The sequence below is a fragment of the Methylomonas montana genome (genome assembly GCF_030490285.1).
In the GTDB taxonomy this organism is placed as follows: domain Bacteria; phylum Pseudomonadota; class Gammaproteobacteria; order Methylococcales; family Methylomonadaceae; genus Methylomonas; species Methylomonas montana.
Window position 1 is genome coordinate 2,878,424 of sequence record NZ_CP129884.1, and the last position, 20,309, is coordinate 2,898,732.

The 20,309-nt window shown below is 54.5% G+C and carries 12 protein-coding genes; 7 read left to right on the forward strand and 5 right to left on the reverse strand.

What is annotated here, in order from left to right:
• Nucleotides 1-77 precede the first annotated feature (77 nt).
• On the reverse strand, nucleotides 78-1,031 hold the full coding sequence (locus QZJ86_RS13270) for an HpcH/HpaI aldolase/citrate lyase family protein (RefSeq protein ID WP_301670901.1): 954 nt from the start codon (nucleotides 1,029-1,031) through the stop codon (nucleotides 78-80).
• Between the two features lie 115 nt (nucleotides 1,032-1,146).
• The gene (locus tag QZJ86_RS13275) at nucleotides 1,147-5,586 is read right to left on the reverse strand and encodes a YCF48-related protein (RefSeq protein WP_301670902.1); all 4,440 of its coding nucleotides are present in this window, start codon (nucleotides 5,584-5,586) and stop codon (nucleotides 1,147-1,149) included.
• Between the two features lie 190 nt (nucleotides 5,587-5,776).
• On the opposite strand from QZJ86_RS13275, the gene QZJ86_RS13280 reads away from it, so the two are divergent.
• Nucleotides 5,777-6,943 carry an aminotransferase class V-fold PLP-dependent enzyme gene (locus QZJ86_RS13280; RefSeq protein ID WP_301670903.1) on the forward strand — a complete coding sequence of 389 codons (1,167 nt, stop codon included), beginning with the start codon at nucleotides 5,777-5,779 and terminating at the stop codon, nucleotides 6,941-6,943.
• Nucleotides 6,944-7,209: 266 nt separating this feature from the next.
• Complete coding sequence (locus tag QZJ86_RS13285; protein WP_301670904.1) at nucleotides 7,210-8,181, forward strand: 2-hydroxyacid dehydrogenase; 972 nt, start codon at nucleotides 7,210-7,212, stop codon at nucleotides 8,179-8,181.
• Nucleotides 8,182-8,232: 51 nt separating this feature from the next.
• Here the strand turns inward: QZJ86_RS13285 and QZJ86_RS13290 are convergent, their stop codons facing one another.
• The 3 genes from QZJ86_RS13290 to QZJ86_RS13300 all read right to left on the reverse strand — a co-directional run bounded on the left by QZJ86_RS13290 (nucleotide 8,233) and on the right by QZJ86_RS13300 (nucleotide 12,428).
• On the reverse strand, nucleotides 8,233-8,976 hold the full coding sequence (locus QZJ86_RS13290; RefSeq protein ID WP_301670905.1) for a hypothetical protein: 744 nt from the start codon (nucleotides 8,974-8,976) through the stop codon (nucleotides 8,233-8,235).
• A gap of 79 nt (nucleotides 8,977-9,055) precedes the next feature.
• Nucleotides 9,056-11,353, reverse strand: a complete 2,298-nt coding sequence (locus QZJ86_RS13295) for a cytochrome c peroxidase (RefSeq protein WP_301670906.1) — start codon at nucleotides 11,351-11,353, stop codon at nucleotides 9,056-9,058.
• 316 nt (nucleotides 11,354-11,669) lie between these two features.
• Nucleotides 11,670-12,428, reverse strand: coding sequence for a hypothetical protein (locus tag QZJ86_RS13300; RefSeq protein WP_301670907.1), 759 nt, complete (start codon nucleotides 12,426-12,428; stop codon nucleotides 11,670-11,672).
• Between the two features lie 453 nt (nucleotides 12,429-12,881).
• Here QZJ86_RS13300 and QZJ86_RS13305 point away from each other — a divergent pair, with 453 nt between their 5' ends.
• The 5 genes from QZJ86_RS13305 to QZJ86_RS13325 all read left to right on the forward strand — a co-directional run bounded on the left by QZJ86_RS13305 (nucleotide 12,882) and on the right by QZJ86_RS13325 (nucleotide 19,945).
• The gene (locus QZJ86_RS13305) at nucleotides 12,882-13,373 is read left to right on the forward strand and encodes a TlpA disulfide reductase family protein (RefSeq protein WP_301670908.1); all 492 of its coding nucleotides are present in this window, start codon (nucleotides 12,882-12,884) and stop codon (nucleotides 13,371-13,373) included.
• 16 nt (nucleotides 13,374-13,389) lie between these two features.
• Complete coding sequence (locus QZJ86_RS13310; protein WP_301670909.1) at nucleotides 13,390-13,614, forward strand: DUF4266 domain-containing protein; 225 nt, start codon at nucleotides 13,390-13,392, stop codon at nucleotides 13,612-13,614.
• Nucleotides 13,601-16,957, forward strand: coding sequence for a DUF3570 domain-containing protein (locus QZJ86_RS13315; protein WP_301670910.1), 3,357 nt, complete (start codon nucleotides 13,601-13,603; stop codon nucleotides 16,955-16,957). The genes QZJ86_RS13310 and QZJ86_RS13315 overlap by 14 nt, the downstream gene beginning before the upstream one ends.
• A gap of 341 nt (nucleotides 16,958-17,298) precedes the next feature.
• A complete protein-coding gene (locus tag QZJ86_RS13320; RefSeq protein WP_301670911.1) occupies nucleotides 17,299-18,297 on the forward strand; it encodes a VPLPA-CTERM sorting domain-containing protein in 999 nt (332 codons plus the stop codon).
• Between the two features lie 118 nt (nucleotides 18,298-18,415).
• Nucleotides 18,416-19,945, forward strand: coding sequence for a tetratricopeptide repeat-containing sulfotransferase family protein (locus QZJ86_RS13325; RefSeq protein WP_301670912.1), 1,530 nt, complete (start codon nucleotides 18,416-18,418; stop codon nucleotides 19,943-19,945).
• Nucleotides 19,946-20,309 lie beyond the last annotated feature (364 nt).

Genomic DNA, 20,309 nt, shown 5'->3' on the forward strand with positions numbered 1-20,309 from the left:
TGGGTGGGCATTGGCGAAACCCAGCATTTCAGCCTTAAAGCCGGGTTTCGTTGCATATAACCCAGCCTACATTGGGATTATTTCGTTTTCGCGGCAATCGCTTCGGCGGCGCGGACGATGTTGTTCGCCATCCGTTCGGAAGCGGCATCGATCAAGCGGCCGTCCAGTGCGGCGGCGCCTTTACCTTGGGCGGCGGCTTCCTGCAACGCGACCAATATGCGTTTAGCTTTTTCGACTTCCGCGGCTGGCGGCGTGAACACTTCGTTAGCCAGCGCGATTTGTGAGGGATGAATCGCCCATTTGCCTTCGCAACCCAGCGCAGCTGCGCGGCGGGCGCCGGCTTTATAACCTTCCGGGTCTTTGATGTCGCCGAACGGGCCGTCGATCGGACGCAAACCATAGGCACGGCAGGCCACCGTCATCCGGCTGATCGCCGCATGCCATTGGTCGCCGGGATAATCGGGGTTCAAGCCGCCGATATTGACGGTACGGGCACGGTTACTGGCAGCATAATCGGCAACGCCGAAATGCAGCGCTTCTACCCGGCCGCCGATCGCGCCGTTTTTGGCGATGTCTTCGACATTGGCCATGCCCAGCGCGGTTTCGATCAGGCATTCGATGCCGATTTTGTTTTTCAGACCTTCCTGCATTTCCAGCTGGGTCAACATCGCATCCACCATATAGACATCGCCGTAAACACCGACCTTGGGAATCAAAACGGTGTCGATTTTGGCGCCGGCCTGTTCCACCAGATCGACCACATCGCGCACCATGTATTGGGTATCCAGACCGTTGATACGTACGGACAAGGTGATGCCGTGAGCTTTCCAGTCCAGATCGTTGATGGCCTGGATCACGTTTTTTCGCGCTTGCAGTTTGTCGTCCGGCGCCACGGCGTCTTCCAGATCGAGAAACACGAAGTCCACACCGCTTTTCAGGGCTTTTTCGAACATTTCCGGGCTGGAACCCGGCACCGCCAATTCGCAGCGCTGAACGCGTTGGGCATTGGCTTCGTATAAAGTGTGGCTCATGTATCAATTCCTAAGGTAAGAGAGCGAACGGCTATTTTTGCCGCTCCGACTATTAATAAATAGCTCGCCATTTTACTTTCAGACCGAGTAAAGTCAATTTGCACGGTGCACCAGATTAGGGTTTGTGGATTTCCAGACCAGAAATCAAATATTCGAACAAGTTCTGATCTTCTTCATCAGCCATGCCGAATCGATCTAAATGACACTCGAGAATAGGTACAACATGCTTTGAAATGTAACTGCAATTGGTCTTAGTTCCGTGATCCAACAAAATTATCGCCAAAACGTTTTTGAAATCGTCATCACCCAAATGAAAATGTAACGCCGCCAGAGATACCAGTTGCGCCTCGCTATACGGCCTGTCCTTCGGCCAACGCGCCGCTAAAAAACGCAGACGGTTCAAAAAAGCCCTGATTATGCGTGGGGCATGAATCACGCCGGAACGGTCCGCCGCGATCAACGGCATCCAGATCTCCAAAGCCTGCTTAAACACATCACTATCTTTCAGCGGCTCGGCGCCGACAAATTCACGGCGAAAGCTTTTGCCGAAGCGTTGGAAAGCGGAATGCCATTGTTGCCAGCGTTGGGGGTCGCGCCATATCCCTAATAACCCGGCGAACAGCACGCCAAAAAGGGCAAGCAGGCTTAACCCCCATGTTGTCAATTGCGCCGACGTTGGCCATGCCTCCGGCGCAGGACGGAAGTAACCCGATTCGACGAGCTCAACCCTATCAGGTTGGGCAGCAGTTTGCTCCGTTCCGACTGCAGTACCAGGCTTGGCAACCCGCTGCGCGGGGTTCGTAGAATTGCCGGCTGAACTGCTTTGCACTGAAGACTCGCTCACCCGCTGACTATTCGGCCACGGGTAAATAGCCGCTCCGAGCAAAACAGCAACTGCCAGCACGATTTGCAAACCCAAGTCCAGATAAACGCCAATCTTCTGAATCTTTTCCTCGCGCTGCGCCTCACTGTCAATTTCACCACCCTCGCCGAACAGCAGTTTACGCATAGATTCAGGGCTTGCTTTCGGTACCGGCACTTCGATATTGATCAGCTTTTGCAAGTAAAAACGGGCCAGATTGCGCGGCTTGGATTTGGTTTGGCTACTGTCTTGTTCAGCACCGTTACCGTCGAATTCGTGCAGCGCCTTGGCCAAATCTTCAAAATGTAATTTGACGTTGGCCAATACATATTTAGGCGCCACACCCAAGACGATGTATAAATCGCCAGCATTCACCAAAAAATTCAAGATTTCCAACACCCGCATCACATGTTCGCGCTGGCAACGATCCAGATCGTCAATGAACAACACCAAGGTTCTCCCGCCCAATAAATGGGTCAGGCGCTGAAAACGTTGCTGCCAAATTTGCCGAGTGCCCAACGGTTCGGCCGGCCCCGTCAAGCCCACCGTTTTTACAGCCGATTTCAGCAGATCGGTGCTAGCCAAACCGAACATCGACGAGGCTCTGATGATCAACAGTATCAGCGGCATCAAACCACCTAAGCCGGTGATCAACCAGAATGGCAACGACGAGTTGCTATCGCCTGCGTGCTCTAATTGCGCCGTTATCAGTTGCCGGCGTTCGTCGGTCAACATGCCGAATGCTCGCTCCACTTCATCGAGAAATTCCGCATCGTTATTGAAATGAACTGCCTTGGCGCAGTCCTCCGGCCGCTGCACTTCACTTTTCAATTGCGGTTGCACCAGGCATACCAATTTCCGACATTCCTCGGCACTAAGTTCGGTAACGGTTTTGCCGACGGTTGGATTGGATTTGTCCAAACTGCCCGCCTCGGCCGGACATAACTTGGCATAGCCTCGCCCGCTCAGAAGCGCGGGCTTTTCCAGATTTAGCTGTTCAGCAAGATCGTGCCACCATGCCACCACGGTTTGCTGGCGCTCGGCATGGCTAGCCAGAAATACCAAAGCCGCCGCCAACATCAAAATCAGCAATTTCAACCACCAGCGTCGATGAATAAGGGAGCGCGCCCGAAACCAAAGTGCCGGCAATAGCCATGGCCACCAACGCGGCGTCGCTTGTTGGCGCACACATTCGAGGATAGAGCCTAAAACCTGCTGTTCTTCCTGATGATGCCAGGCGTTGTATAACACGGGCCGCATGCCGGCCCGGCGTAATTGCGCTTGCAGATAGGTCATCACCGTGCTTTTGCCGCTGCCCCAATCACCGGTAATCGCCAACGTCAACGGCGGCATGGTGTGTTCGTTGCGCAAAAAATCGGCAATATCGCGCGCCAATTGCAGACTACCCAGATAATCGGCACTGGCCGGGCCACCAGGGTTGTCAGTGGTACCTATGGCGTTGAGACCAAATTTTTCGACGGTCTGATCCGATCCTGCCTTACCCATAAGGGCTTTAAACATACGCTTACCGGAAAGCACCAGCCAAGCCCAAAGGTACCAGACTAGAGCGTAAAACCACGGCGCCGGCGTTTTGCGATAGTGAATATCTTGCCAGACTTGACCGCCATCGGCGCTACTCAGGATGGTGCCATCCTCTCCCACCACCCAGCCGCGCTGGCCGTCGCCAAGAAATTGCACGGCGCTCAGCCATGACTGCTTGCCGCTACTCTGCGTTTGCCAGATTTGGCCGCCGTCGGCGCTGCTCAGGATAGTTCCATTGTCTCCCACCGCCCAGCCGCGCAGGCCATCCCCGAGGATTTGCACGGCGGATAGCTCTGCCTGCTTGTCACCGCTCTGCGCTTGCCAGGTTTTGCCGCCAACGGCGGTACTGAGGATCGTGCCATTGCTTCCCACCGCCCAGCCGCGCTGACCGTCGCTGAGAAATTGCACAGCCCTAAGCTCTGCCTGTGTGCCGCTACTCTGCGCTTGCCAGGTTTTGCCGCCATCGGCGCTGCTTAGGATACTGCCCCTGCTTCCCACCGCCCAGCCGCGCTGGCCATCGCCGAGAAATTGCACGGCGCTCAGCCATGACTGCGTGCCGCTGCTCTGCGTTTGCCAGGTTTTACCGCCATCGACGGTACTGAGGATCGTGCCATTGCTTCCCACCGCCCAGCCGCGCTGGCCGTCGCCGAGAAATTGCACGGTGCTCAGCGGCGCCTGCGTCCCGCTGTTCTGCGCTTGCCAGGTTTGGCCGCCATCGACGCTACTCAGGATGGTGCCATCCTGTCCTACCGTCCAGCCGCGCTGGCCGTCGCCGAGAAATTGCACGGCGCTCAGCCATGACTGCGTGCCGCTGCTCTGCGCTTGCCAGGTTTGGCCGCTATCGGCGCTACTCAGGATAGAGCCATTGTATCCCACCGCCCAGCCGCGCTGACCGTCACCGAGAAACTGCACGGCCCTCAGCCATGTCTGTATTCCGCTACTCTGCGCCAACCAGGTTTGGCCGCTATCGGCGCTACTCAGGATAGTGCCATTGTATCCCACCACCCAGCCGTGCTGGCCGTTGCCGAGAAATTGCACCGCGGTTAGCTCCACTTGTGTGCCGCTGCTCTGCGCTTGCCAGGTTTGGCCGCCATCGGCGCTGCTTAGGATACTGCCACTGCTTCCCACCGCCCAGCCGCGCCGGCCATCGCCGAGAAATTGCACGGCGCTCAGCAGCGCCTGCGTCCCGCTGTTCTTCGCTTGCCAGGTTTGGCCGCCATCGGCGCTGCTTAGGATACTGCCACTGCTTCCCACCACCCAGCCGCGCTGGCCGTTGCCGAGAAATTGCACCGCGGTTAGCTCCACTTGTGTGCCGCTGCTCTGCGCTTGCCAGGTTTGGCCGCCATCGGCGCTGCTTAGGATACTGCCACTGCTTCCCACCGCCCAGCCGCGCCGGCCATCGCCGAGAAATTGCACGGCGCTCAGCCATGTCTGTGTGCCGCTGCTCTGCATTTGCCAGGTTTGGCCGCCATCGGCGCTACTCAGGATAGTGCCATTGTCTCCCACCGCCCAGCCGCGCTGGCCATCGCCGAGAAATTGCACCGCGTTCAGCGATGCCCGCGTGCCACTACTCTGCATTCGCCAGGTTTGGCCGCCATCGGCACTGTTCAGGATCGTGCCGCCGACTCCCACCGCCCAGCCGCGGTTGTCGTCGATGAATGAAATGCGGTTCAGACGCCTTAGAACGATTGGCTCGACCTCGTTGGCTGTGGCGACTTTAGCCTGAGCTGGCGAGTTCGCGGATTGGGCTGCGAATGCGCTGGATGAATTAGCCTCAGTATTACCGTTAGCCTGCCAGGCTATTGTCGCGGGTTGCCAATGTTTTCCACTATCATGACTGTAAACAATAGTGACATCACCAAACAAGCCACTTCCACCCACCGCCCACATTCGCGAACCATCCGCCGATACGGCGATATCGTTCAATTTTGCGCCAATCACCGGCAGTCGGCGAAAGGCATTGCGTTCGATGGGATACTTCCAAAAATCCAAACTTGTCCAGGTTGGCTCGGCCCGAAATGCATCGGGATGCGGATCTTGGATGAAGGCAAACAGCGTGAAGCTAAGTGTGGCTGCCAAAGCCAGCAGAAAATTGAACACCGGCAGTAGCCAGAGCGGTAAATGCGGCTTGGTTTGATCGGGTGCTTGCATGGCGGCGGAGTTTTAATGTTTTTCTCGCCGTTTTAGCAGTAAATCCGCCAACTGGGAAGCGATCGAGCCGCTACCGTGATTCCGACACCCACCTAAGCCTGGTAAATATGAACCCCGACTTGCTCAAAACCGCCTTCTGTGGCACCATCCCGCGATTTTCTACGCTTCCAAAATTCCAAGGAGAAACCAGATGGCGGGTCGCAATCACCTTTTTGTTCCAGGTCCAACCAATACCCCACATGAAATTCTGAGCGCGATGCATGTGCCGATGGAAGATCACCGTTCGCCGATTTTCCCCAAATTGCTGGCGCCGATTCTGGAAGACCTGAAAAAAGTGTTCCGCACCGAAACCGGCCAATGCTTCGTGTTCCCGGCCACCGGTACCGCCGGCTGGGAAGTGGCGATGACCAACTGCCTGAATCAAGGCGATAAAGTATTGATTTACCGTTTCGGCCAATTCGGCCATTTATGGGCGGAAGCCGCCAGAAAATTGGGCTTTGACGTGGAAATCCACCAAGTCGAATGGGGCAAAGGCATTCCTTTGGACCATCTGGAAGCGCGCCTGAAAGAAGACAAAAACCACGAGATCAAGGCCGTCCTGGCCACCCATAACGAAACCTCGACCGGCGTGACCAGCGACATTCCCGGCGTCCGCAAGGCACTGGACGCGGCCGGCCATCCTGCTCTGCTATTCGTGGACGGCGTTAGCTCCATTGGCAGTATCGATTTCCGCCAGGACGAATGGGGCGTGGACGCATCCATCGCCGGTTCGCAAAAAGGCTTCATGCTGCCGGCCGGTTTGGCGATTCTGGGCTTCAGCCAAAAAGCCCTGGCGGCCGTCGATAACAGCAACTTCCCGCGTTCGTTCTTTTCGTTGAAAGACATGGCTGCATCCAACAAAGACGGCTACACCCCCTACACGCCATCCACCCCGATGCTGTATGGCCTACGCAAAGCACTGGAATTGCTGCTGGAAGAAGGCATTGACAATGTTTATGCCCGCCACCACCGCTTGGGCGAAGGCGTACGCCGCGCAGTGGCGGCCTGGGGCTTGCAAACTTGCGCGCAAGCCGGCTGGGATTCCGACACCGTCACCGCGATCGTGGTACCGGCCGACAAGGATGCCCGCCATGTGATCGGCACCGCTTACAGCAAATACAACATCTCGCTGGGCGCTGGCCTGAGCGAAGTAGCCGGCAAGGTATTCCGCATCGGCCACGTCGGCGACATGAACGACGTGTCCCTGTTGGGCGCGATTGCTGGCGTGGAAATGGCGATGCTGGATAACGGCTTCGACATCAAAGCCGGTAGCGGCGTCGCGGCGGCGATCGAATACTACCGTTCAAGCGCCAAATAAAACCGATCGGCAACAACGGGCGGCAGGTTTGATCCGCCGCCCGTTGATTCGATTTTCAATACCAACCGACAGATCGATATAAATTCCGCAGTTCTTCTACCATCGCCCGTTTCTTAAAAGCCTGCTCCCGCCCCTCCTGGGCCACGTTAATCGGCGGCCAAACCAACACCCCCAAGCCGATAACAAGCGCTGACTCGGGTATCACACGCCATGACGGCTTGCTTTATACTAAGAAGAAATTCCGTTTTTTTACGATAGGGAAGCCCATGAGCAAGCCAAAAGTCCTGATCAGCCGCCGCTGGCCGGCTAGCGTCGAAGCCAAATTGCTGGACCTCTACGACACGACCTTGAACCAAGACGATCATCCGCTTAGCGCCGACGAATTCAAATCAGCGCTGCAAAATTACGATGCGGTTTGCCCCAGCGTCTGCGACTCGCTACCGGCCGAGGTGTTGAATGTCGGCAATAAACGCTGCAAGATTCTGGGTAACTTTGGCGTGGGCTTTAACCACATCGACATCAATGCCGCCAGGCAACAAGGCTTGATCGTCACCAACACTCCGGGCGTATTGACGCAAAGCACTGCCGATATCGCGATGACCTTGCTGCTGATGTCGGCGCGGCGCGGCGCCGAGGGCGACCGACTGGTGCGCGCCGGGCAATGGACCGGCTGGTGTCCGACCCATATGATGAGCAGCGACGTCACCGGCGCCACGCTGGGGCTGATCGGTTTCGGCCGCATCGCTCAGGCCATGGCTCGCAAGGCCCATCACGGCTTTGGCATGAAGATTCTGTATTTCAAACCCAGCCCGGCCGATCAAGCCATCGTCGACGAACTGCAAGCGGTACGCTGCGAGACCCTGGAAGAGTTGTTGCCGCAATGCGATTATGTGTCGTTACATTGTCCGGGTGGTAATGACACTCGGCATTTAATCAATGAAAACAGCTTACGCTTGATGAAACCGAGCGCGCATTTGATTAACACCGCGCGCGGCGATGTCGTCGATAGCAAAGCCTTAATCAATACCTTGCGGGAAAAACGCATTGCCGGCGCCGGTCTGGATGTGTATGAAGGCGAACCCAACATCGATCCCGGCTTTTTGACGCTGGACAATGTCTCTCTGCTGCCGCACCTAGGCAGCGCCACGATTGCGACGCGTACCGCGATGGGTGAAAAAGTACTCGAAAATCTGGCGGCTTTTTTTAACGGCCAAGCGTTACCCGACCGCGTGGTTTAATGGAGAAAAATCCCGCTACGAAGCAAACACGTCGATTCGTAGCGAGTGACTTTAAGCTAACGCAGAATTCGCCGACTTGCGTTTTTTTACGCCAAGCAAGCCCATCAAGCCGATCAAAAACGACCATGCGGCGGCCGGCAACGGCACCGGAGCGGGCTGCAAGGCAGCGTTAATCGTCACATCGGCATAAAAGGTTCTCGCCTCCCCTTGCGCGAGCGCAAAGCTGTAAGTGATAGCACTTTTATCGCTAGCGATCGCAATGGCGGGATCGTAAGCCTCGACATTTAACAAACCGTTGTTAAAAAACGCATTGGCCAATAAAGCATCGCCATCCGAAAAATCAATGACCACATCGCTATCGGCCTCGCCTTGGATAAGCGTTTGCATCGTGTAACTAAGCGTTAATGCTACTTGTTGATCTTGGGAACTTTGATTTAAAAAATCCAGTTGATACCAACCGATATGCTGTGAACTGAAACTGCCCGCCGTCGCATAACCACTCACCGCAAATGTATGCGCGGCATCCAGACCAAGAGCGGGAATCGCTATCGCATTATCCGGAGCCGGTAATATCTCGCCGATACTGCCGGGGGCTTGAAAGATATAGGAATAGCCGGGATCGGCCGGCGCGTATGCGCTTGCGACCGTGACAGCATTTGCCGCGCTGCCAAGGCTGAACGAAATGGTGGCCTGGCTATTGAACGAACTGCTCGCCTGCGCATGCCCGCCAACCGCCAGCCAAATTAATGCCGCCAGACCGGTCAGTCTTGCATGATTGTTACTGTTTTTTTTCATATCTAAATCCTAGCGTCACCATGCCATCGCCAGGCCGGCAGGTTTGCCGGCTTGGCGATGGCTGGCATAATTGATTAAGTTAAGGGGCCTGCAAATAATTTTCGAACGGCAGAATCGGGCTTTGCGCACCATTAGCACCCACCGCCGGGATCAGCAGAAAATCTTCGCGAGCCAATTCGGCGTTTAATGGATTGCCTGCCGTAACCTGGAGATGATCTCCGGCATGGCCATTGGGCACCTTGATTTCCGGATGATCGAAAGGCGCTTTTTCATAACGCACTCTTTCATCGGTAAAGGTCTTTAACAGCGCAATTAAATCGGCACGCTGCTCGGGTGCATTTGCCAAGGCAATATTGGAAACCAGGGTGTGTCTGTCTACATTATCGTTATTGCCTTTGCGGGCATAAAACTCAATGACCTGCTCCAAGGTCGACATACTGCCGTTATGCATATAAGGACCGGTAAGCTCGATATTGCGCAAGCTTGGAATTTTAAATGCCGCTGTTTTAGCAACACCCAGTTTCAACGGCGCCGAACTCAGCGCGTCATTAGCAGCGGCAATTGTCGGAATATTGCCCTTGAGCGCGAAATCGTTAATACAATCCTGGTCTCTCAAGGCATTTTCCCTGGAGCCATCCGGCTGAATGCCGTTGGGTGCCGTGAATATCACCAGATTAGTGGTCGTGACGTTTTTAGCGATCTCGACCAGAAAATCGCAGCTACGCACGGTTTTGACCGCCGTATCCTTAATGTTTGAATAATTGCCCAACAAGTATTGAACGTATTGATCCGAGTAGGACAAAGGATTACCGAAGTCGTCCAGTCCACCCAAGCCCGGATCGGCAGCCGGATCAGCCACCCCGGTATTGGCAAAGCCAAGATCCATCAGTTTGATCCCGCCCACCGTGGTATTGCGCGTGACCACACTGACATGCGGACTAATGCCGGCCGCATACGCGCCGGCGTCCGGCCCCAAGGCGTCGGGGCCGAATGGTATCGCCAAATCGGGACCGTAGAACGCGTTGGGCGTTTCGGTGACTAGCGCACTGTTCAATGCGATCGCTGCGGTCGTCAACACAGGCCCCGAGTGACACAAGTTACAGTGATTATTCGTAAATGTTGCCAAACCGTTGTTCAAGGAAGTGATTTCGGCAGCGCTTTTGCCCATGCCCTCCCAGGTCGGCATATGCGTGATGGGGTCGCGCGGGGTCAAATCGATCGGCGCCTGATCCGATACCAGCGTGCCTTGATACAGTTGCAGCGCGATACCGAAGAACATCGAAAAATTGGCCTCCATCTGATTGTAAGGCTCGTGATCCAGCGCCGTCCCAAACGGCCCCGTTGAACTAAACGACCAGAACTTGGGATTGAATGCTCCCATGATCAGGTTTTTATAAGTGGTATTCAAACCCGGTTTAAGATTACCCTGCGTGCTGAAGCTCAAGGCGCCCAACACGCTGTCTTGGTGATGCACTCGCTGATTTTGCAAGGGCTGGCGCGACAACAGCTTTCGACCGATGTCGGGCCATTGCCTGCTGCGGCAAGACATTTCCAGATCACTTAACGCCGGCCCCATGGCCAAAGACGCCAATGCCGCATTTTCCAATCTCAGCTTCTTTTTAGCCGCCGTTCTGGAGCCGATTTTGACCCAGACGCCGGCATCGGCATCGCGCGCGCCCCAGGGATTGCTACCGTTATAAATATTGTTGGCGCGGCCATCCCAAAAATTCCGGTAATTGAAAATAGAATTGACGACTGTCGGCGCGTTTCTCGGCTCAACCCGCCGCGTGCCGGTGCCGTCGATATGAAATATCGGGTCGGCACTACGTGCGCACTGATCCTGCTCGCCGCTAAATTTCGAAACGCCGCTAAAGTCGCCGCTAAAGGTGCCGGCCGAAGACACCACGTCATCGGTCGAAAAAGCCACGCCGCTGGCCTTGTTCAATGGATCGTTAAAGCGGAAAGTCGGAAAATCGCTGGCTTTTAAGGTGTAATTCGGGCCGCCGCTATCGACGCTGGAAGGCAGGCGTTCGAACGATTCCGCAGTAGCCGTGCTGCCTTTCAAGCCTGGATTGATTTGATTTTTCACCCGATTGTCCGCGCCGGCATGGAAATGGCAGGAGCCGCAGGCCATGCCGTCGCTACCGACATTGACATCCCAAAACAAAGCCTTACCCAAAGCGATGGCTTTTTGCTTATCGATGACGATAGGATCCGAACCGTCCGTCGCTAAAAAGTTAACCGGCACGTCACCCAAGGTTCCAGCCACATGCGGGATAGGAACGTTTTGTAACGGCATGGGCTGCGGGCCGTGGGCCACAGCCCATGGCAAACCAAGCAAGCAGCCCGCCACGATCCAGCCAATCTTCATCATCATTCGCATAATTACCTCGTCAAAATTCAAACCTATTGGTTTCAACAATCGAAACCTGTATCGCTTCAGCAATAAACAAACCATTTCCACAATAAAAATAAAAAACAGATACTTATAGAAAATCCGACGCTGATCTTTCCAGTTAAACCCTAGAGTTAATACGCCATTTGCCACACCCGTATTAAATGGGCATGCAAATCCCGCACATTCAGACCTAAAACAGCCCGATAAAACGCTGTCGCACCTCGTGCGCAAAAAAAACGGGGCGGGAACCGACCGGCTCCCACCCCGCTGACCCAACAATAATCGTGTTGTAAAACTAGGCCGCTAAAGACAGATTTTTCTTTCTTCCGAAAGACAACAATCCCAGCAAGCCGCTGCCAAACATCCACACCGCCGCGGGCACCGGAACAGCGGAAGTTTGTTGAATCACGACATTGTCGAGCCGCATTTTGTAAGGCAGCCCAGACGTCACGAAAGAATCCGGCTCGCCGATAAAATGAATCCAGAATGCGCTGATGTCTTGAAAACCGCTATTCAACGCCAGCGTGCCGCTAAAATTGTTCGTGGCGCTGTTCGCGACAGTCTGATACGCCACACGGGTGGCATAGTTGGTACCGTCGCCGCTGGATAAATTCGCGTTATCCGCCTGGCTAAAACCCAGAATCTCCCAGGACCCGCCGCGTGCATTGCCGGCACTCACGCCCCATGGCGCCGAAAAAGTCATTTGTTGCAATGAGAATGCGCTGCCATCGACCGCGCGCATATAAATCCCGGACGAGTCATTGTGATAAGCCACTTCATACAGCGGCGTTACGCCATCCGCCGCAATGTCGTTAAGCTCCTGATGCAGATGGTTGGTGGGATTGGCGTCGCTAACCACGCCCAGCACAAAACCGGACTCTGCGTAACAGTCCGCGCACACGCCGGTTGCGGCAATATTGGAATGCCCGCCATAGGCTGCTTGATTCAAGCCATCGAAATTGATAGTCGTGGTGGTTATCGCAGCGGATGCCGCGCCAGAAACCGACGCCATGCCGGCAATCAGCAGCGCGCTGATTGTTGTTAATTGTTTCATTTATCCATACTCCTTACTTGGGTTAATTCATTCAAAAAGATATGTTTCGCCATCAATTCCCTGGTTAATCATTACCAAAGAATCACCAGGCAATTGACCATTCAGCTGTCGCCTACCCCCAGGTTACGCAACTCACTTTGCGCCATTCAAATAAAGCAATATACGGACCATAATATTTAATCCTTTATCAATCATAATGATGCCCAGCTTGAACCAGCAAAACTAACTCGAAAACTAAGCGGATTAATTTAACTGTGTTATTTACCGGCCCGCAAATAGCGAATATGCCTCGCGTCTGTCAGCCGGCCGCTCGTTGCAACCGACAAGCCGATCGTCATGCTGCTTGCCCGTGCCATTCTTCCCTGCCAAAACGTCATCCTAGCCAAAAGTTACGCTGGGCATAATTCGTGCTTGCTGAAGTCATCCAATTCCAAGGCCTTAGCTTTCTACATCATGAATAATCCATCGCTTCTTGCATTTTTTTTACTGCTCGGCAATGTTCCGGCAAACGCCGCCGAAGAAGGTCAAACCGCCCCCGCCTGCCCGGCCATGCTCTCGGAAACCAAAAAGTCGATTGATCCCAACGCTTACAAAGGCAAGGTCGTCTTGTTGGATTTTTGGGCCACCTGGTGCCCGCCGTGCATTAAGTCGATGCCTTTTTTCAATGACTTACGCCAGGAGTTTCTGAAAGAAGGTTTTGAAGTGGTGGCAATCAATCTGGACGAAGACAGCGACAGCGTGACTCAGTTTTTAAGCCAGCACCCGGTTGATTATCCGATCGCGTTCGACCCTCAGGGTGAGTGTCCAAAAATCTATCAGGTCAAAGCGATGCCTTCATCTTATTTGCTGGATAAATCCGGCACGATCCGAAAAATACATCTCGGCTTTCGGGAAGACGACCAAGCCCGATTAAGAGCGCAAATCATAACCTTGCTTGGCGAGTAAGACCCAGGGAGTTTCGATGCACCAGTTTAAAGGGATGCTTATGTTTTCAATGTGTTGCGCCGCCCTTGCCATCCAGGGGTGCGCGGGCGTGTCGCCGTGGGAACGGGGCAATTTAGCCAAACAAGAAATGGCCATCACCCCAAACCCGAATTTGACGCATTTCCGCGATCATATCTTTACCAGCAAGGAGGCTTCGCAAGGTGGACACAGCGGCAGCGGAGGCGGTTGTGGTTGCAACTAAATCCGAAAGCAGTGCGGCTTTAGCGGCTTTGACATCGGCCGCACTCGGCCTGTCCGGCATTACCGCTCACGCAGCGGCACCCATCGCCCAAGCCGAAGCCAATGTTCAATACGGCCATTACCAGGAAAGCGACGACCGCATGCGCGTCGACGTTTATCATGCCGATGTGACGGTCCCGTTTGCCGACCGACTGGAACTGTCTTTCAGTATCGATCGCGATACCTACAGCGGCGCGACGCCGGCGTTTAGCGTGCCGACCAGCATGATCAACCAGCCCAACTATAACGACGGGCGGCTGGGTTCCGTCGATATTGTCTCGGCTGCTTCGCAAGGCATCAGCGCCGGCGGGCTGACTATTTTAGGCGGGCTCAACACCTTCGAGGAATTTCGGGATATTTACGATCCCGGCAAGACGGCACTGGATGCCGGTATTGCCGAACAAAAATCGTCGGCCTTGACAGCGTCGCTAAACGATTACACCGCGCAAAATCCGCAACCGCCCGGCAGCCTCACGACGATTACCCCAGAAAACGTCACGATCAACTTCGACGGCATGACTCAGGCGGCCTACGGTGGACATGCCAATATCGCCGCGAACGGATCGTGCGCAGACTGTTATGCGGAGTCCGGTTTTGTGATGGGTGTGGTCAGCGACGCTAATCCGACCAACCATCTGCATCAGGAGCTTAATGCCCTTGCCGCGGATGGCGTGACGCCATTGTATGAAGTGGCCTACCACAACGATTCTTCGGGCATCTATATTCGCCGTACCGACGGCGCGGCGTTCAAATTGGCGGACATGAATTTTTCCGCGCCTTGGGGAATCGCGGCTGGCAACCGGCGGCAAGGAGCCTGGGAAATCCTGGGCTTTAGTCAAGCCGACAACCCCAATCTGTCCGGCGGCGACGGGACTAACTACGGCTCTAAAATCGCTTACCAACTCGTGAATAATATTGGTGTCGGCAATGTTGGCACGGATGTTCAAAACGGCACATTAACCCTGAATAGCAGTTTTCAAAACAACGATATCAAGGCGTTTTGGATACATTTTGTCGGCGAGCCGGATTCATTCATCACGCCTGGATTTCCGTACAAAATGCGGATGGACGACGTCAATTTAATCGTCTACCAAGAAGTGATATCCGGCAATCCCGGCGCGGCAGCCTGGCAAACGGCGTTCGACGCCTATCGATCCACGCTGGAAAGCGATTTGAACGCCAGCTTTACCCAGCTGCAAGCCGAATTGACCAAACAACTGACCATCGCCGCCTACCGAGCGGTTCTTAACCGCGCCACGCCCTCGATGTCGTCTGTCGTGCAGAAATATCAGGAACAACCGCTAGAAACCCGCACTATGCCGACATTCAGCGGCAAATATTACTTCGACAATAGCACTTTGGCCTTTTCCGGCGGCAAATCCGAAGAACCCGACTTTCTTTCCGATTTCGGCTCGGTCAATTTCAGCCGCGAATTCAATAATAAGCTGACGACTTTGTCTATCGGCTATAACACCGCCAGCAACCGAATCACCCGCAGCACCGACAATATCCATAGCGCGGACGGCGGCCACGTTCACGGACTAAACGATAATTCGCCCAATTATTCGGCCTTGAACGCGAGCAGCACATCGCATGGCGTTAACCTCGGCCTAGCGCAAGTACTGGGCAAGAACACACTATTTCAATCGACCGCCGGCTACACCAATCAAACCGGCTACTTAAGCAACCCCTATAAATACGTCTACGTTCGTGGGGAAGTCACGCCGGAAGAATATTACACAATAGAACAAGCCTCTTCGGGCGCCGCTATTGACTGGAACGCCATCACCAAACTGGAAATGGTCGGCCTGGAGTTGTTCCGCGAGGTCAGGCCGGATCAACGTCAGCAATGGTCTTTTTCCAATCGCCTCAATCAGCACATTCCCGCGCTGGATGCCTCGTTGCATTTCGATTACCGTTTTTATACCGATGACTGGGGTATCAATTCACATACCTTCGAGCTGAAATGGCATCAGTCGCTGCCGCTAGGTTTTACCATCACCCCGAGTTTTAGGTATTACTCGCAATCTCAAGCCGATTTTTTCGCACCGTATTTCTTAGCGCCGCGCGCCGATGGCCATTATTCCAGCGATTTTCGGCTGGCCGATTTTGGCGCCTTCAGCGGCGGAATTAACTTCAAAAAACAATTCAATAAGGGCGTCGCACTCGATGCCGGCTTTGAGTATTACACCCGGCAAAGCGACTTGAAACTGGGCGGCGGCAGCGATAACAGTTATGCCGATTACAGCTATTACATGGTTCACGCCAACCTGAATGTCAATCTGTCCGCGCTGGCATCCCAAGCCGACGACCGGCATGCACAGCACATGCACCATCACCAAGGCCCACCCTTACCGGCCGGCGTGATGTTCGGCCACATGATGCACAACCCCGGCGAGTTGATGGTCGGTTACCGATACGCTTACACCAACCAGACCGGCGCTATGCAATCGGGAGGCCACGCAGTCAGCGACGCCTCGCTGCTGAACACCGCCTGTGGCGGCTACCAATGCGCGACGCGACCTAGCGAAATGAGCATGAACATGCACATGCTCGACCTCATGTACGCCCCCACAGATTGGCTGAATTTAATGCTGATGCCGCAAATCATGGACATGAAAATGTCGCTGTCGGAGGTTCCCGGCGCCACAGCCGCCAACAGCCACGGCGGCGGCCACAGTAGCGGCGGCTTGGGCGATACCCTGATGGCGGCCATGATCAAAGTGTTCGACGTACCTGGCCATCATCTGCATTTAGGCTTGGGCGTCAGCGTACCGACCGGCAGCACCGAAGTGACGGTTGACGGGCAGGACACGCCGACCAGCGAATTACAGGATTACGGCATGCAGCTTGGCAGCGGCACTTGGGATTTCAGACCCAGTCTGACCTATACCGGCCAGTTCGAAGGCTGGTCATGGGGCGCGCAATTGAGCGGCATTAAACGCATGCAAAATCAAAATCGCGTCGGCTATGCATTGGGCGACGCGTTTACGTCTACCGCATGGGGCAGCTTCAATATTATCAATGGCCTGTCCGCTTCCGTTCGCGGCATCTATACCGAACAAGGTGCCATCAAAGGCCAGTTTAATCGAGCACACTCGCTGACATCGAGCGTCGACTACGCCGGTAATTACGGCGGCCGCTTCTGGGATGTCGGCTTCGGACTAAATGCGGTCCTCCCCGTCGGACCGCTTGCCGGACACCATCTCAGCGTTGAATGGGTACAACCAGTCGCGGATGACTTTAACGGCCACCAACTCGAACGGGAAGGCACGCTAAATGCCACCTGGAGTTTCGGCTTTTAAATGCGTCTGAAAGCGAATGGCAGACTGTTATAGCCGCCGAGAATCAAGGGATTCCACACACCTGATATGGCATATCCCGTATATTTGCTATTAAAAGCCATTAAATCATTAAAATTCAATGAGTTATTTATGGCCCAAAAAATGCTTTTAGCAATATGTGCCAGGCCGAAGAGCCTGCACGTTCCACAGAAGAGTTAAAGCCACACTCGTTGTAAAGCGGGTTCGGAAAGCTTGAAATCTTGCCTCAAGACTGTCAAGCCGCCTCTTCCTGACTTAATCCAGGCCGGCGATCCCGCCCCTAATTACGAACCGGCCGATAACCAAGCTTGCGAGGCAAATACATGCTAAAAACCAAGTTATCTCAGGCAGTGGCGCTTGCCCTTACCAGCGTCACGATGACGGCAATTTCCAGTTCAACCGCCGCGGCTGCGACCGTATCTTACAACGCGTTCAACCATGACCGCTCCGCTCCCAACGCCTTGGTATCGGGTGGCAACGGCACGGACGGCTGGATGAGAACCGCGGCCAATGCTTGCGGTTCTGCCGGCAGCAGTTGCGGAGCCGGCCCTGCCACCAGTAACAACCCGACCAAAGTCGTTGCGGCCGGCAATGGTGCCGTAGCCTGGGTTGGCAACGACGCCCGCACCGATGCCAACTTCAACTATGCCGGCACCCAAACATTGAACTGGACGGCGGTAATCGGCGCCGACGAAACCGCCACAGTATCGAGACTGGATTCCAATACTCGTTACGGCGGCACCGTGCTGGCGGACGGCACCACCTTTAACTACGCCGATATCGATACCGCGAAAGGTGCTTGGCACGACGGTACCAGCGATGGCTGGAAACACGATACCGACATCGGTTTATTCAAATCGAATGTGACTCAGACCGTGACATTGTCCATCTCCAGCCTGCTCGGCAATGGCGCCTTAAACGAAACCCCGGATTACGGCTTTACCGTATTTGAAGGCAAAAACACCGGTACTACCAATTATACCCACCATGGCGCCTGGCATACCATAGATCCAACCAGCGCGGACGCGGTCGGCAATAACGACACCCAGATCACCGATCCCAACCCTTTCGGCGGCAGCGGCCTGACGACGTTAATTCTCGATGACGTGTTTGGCAACAGTGCCACCTTTACTGCCGAAGCCGGCAAGATATACACCATCTTGCTGGGCGGCTATCAAGGTGGCGATTGGATCGAAACACGCAACGATTACCAGTTGACCATCACGGCCGCACCGGTTCCGATTCCGGGCGCGGTATGGCTGTTTGGTAGCGCGCTGACCGGCTTCATCGGCTTACGGCGTCGTAAACGCACACTCGCGTAAGCTTGTAGCCAAGGTCGGCACTATCGACCCGTTCGGCCTTAAGGGCCGAACGGGTTTTTTGATGGCGCCCCCAGCATCGATAGACTGTTACATTTTGAAATAAAAAACGATTAACACGATGAACCCGTTCATGCAACTCGGCCAAGCCGCCGTTCAAAATAAGGATTTCGGATCTGCCGTGGAGTGGTTTGCCAAAGCGGCGGCCGACAATCCCAAGGACCCGCAAATCAAGGCTTGCCTAGGGCAGTCCTTATGCTGGCTAGGCAAGAAAAATGAAGGTCTGGCGCATTTACGTCAGTCCGGGCAGCTATTATTGAAAAAAGCCCGCAAAAGCCGCGACATCGGCTTGGCATTGGATTTGGCCGACCAGTTGCAATACTGGAGCGATTTTCCCGGCTCACTCGAAGTATGTCGGCAAGCCGTCCAAATTAATCCCGGAGCGGTTCGAGGCTATCAATTGCTAGCCTTGACTCACTCGCGCCTGAACCAAAAAAAATCCGCTTTGGCGGCAGGCAGACAGGCATTAAAGCTGGTGCCCAATAGCGCCATGCTGACCATTTTGTTGGCCACGCTGGAAGCTGCGGACGGCCTGAATCCGGAGGCTAAGCAACGCCTGGGAAAGGTTTTGCAAAATCCCTTATTAACGATCGAAGAGCAATTTCGGGCGCATAAGGAACTGGCGCGCATCCTGGATAAACTTGGCGATTACGATCAGGTGTTTGCCCATCTGCATGCCGCGGCCGAGATCGCGCCACGCTTGCCGGAAGTAAAGCGCCAAGACCCGGATTTAGTACCGAACATGCTGGCAAGCCACCGCCGCGAATTCGACCGTGAACTACTCGGGCGCTGGTCGAACACCTGTTTTCCGGACGACCAACCCGCGCCGGTGTTCTTGCTGGGTTTTATGCGCACCGGCACCACGTTGACCCAGGAAGTGCTGGCCGCCCATCCGAATATTTTCGTCGCTGATGAGACCGATCTGATTGCTTCGGTTGTCAAGGAATTGAACCGCCTCTCAAACGGCCAAGGTAGTCTCGCCGAGCAACTGCGTCAGCTCGATTTAGCCGGCGTGCTGCATTTACGCCGATTTTATTGGCATCGCGCCCGCGCATTGTTTGGCGAAAAAATCGGCAAGCGCTTGCTGCTGGACAAAACCACGATGAACACTATTGATCTGGGCTTGATCAATTGCCTGTTTCCGGATGCCAAATTAGTGTTTCTGTTGCGCGACCCTCGCGACGTCTGTTTGAGTTGCTTCATGCAGACCATGACGCCTACGCCATCGACGGTACAGTTGTTAAGCTGGGACGGAACGGCACGGTTTTATGCGCAAGTCATGGATTGGTGGCTGACGGTAAAACCGCAATTGACCATGGACTTTATCGAGTTCCGTTATGAAGACGCGGTTTTCGATTTCGAACAGGCTTTCCGCAACGTATTCGACTTTCTTAATCTACGCTGGGACCCGGCGGTAATCGAATTTCATAAACATGCGGCGGGCAAATACATCGCCAGCCCGAGCTTTAATCAAGTGGCCCAACCGCTGTATTCGTCGTCCGTCGGCCGCTGGCGGCGCTATCAATCGCAATACCCTGTAGTCGCAGACTATTTGCAAGCCTTTATCGGCGAATTTGGTTACGAAAACTAAGCCCCCGCAATCCGCCTGCTCTACCCTAGACGTTAACCAGCATGCCTGGCGATACGGCAAAGCATCTCAAAACGATAATCGCACAGATATTTGCCGAGGCTAAATCGCGAAAATCTTAAAAACTGCGGGATATGACTTACCCATAGGGCATTTCCCCCAGTTTACCTACCAGCATTAAGTTGACTTATCGAAAAAATCGACTAGCAGCGGCCACGCACCCAGTGTTTACTAATAAACCCAACAGCAAATGATTAACAACACTTTGATTTTGTTGATTTTATATAAACATTTAGTCTTAAAACACAATCAGGCATGGCTATTGCGTTTGCGATAGTGATGTCGAGTCGGAAAACAGTCCTATCGG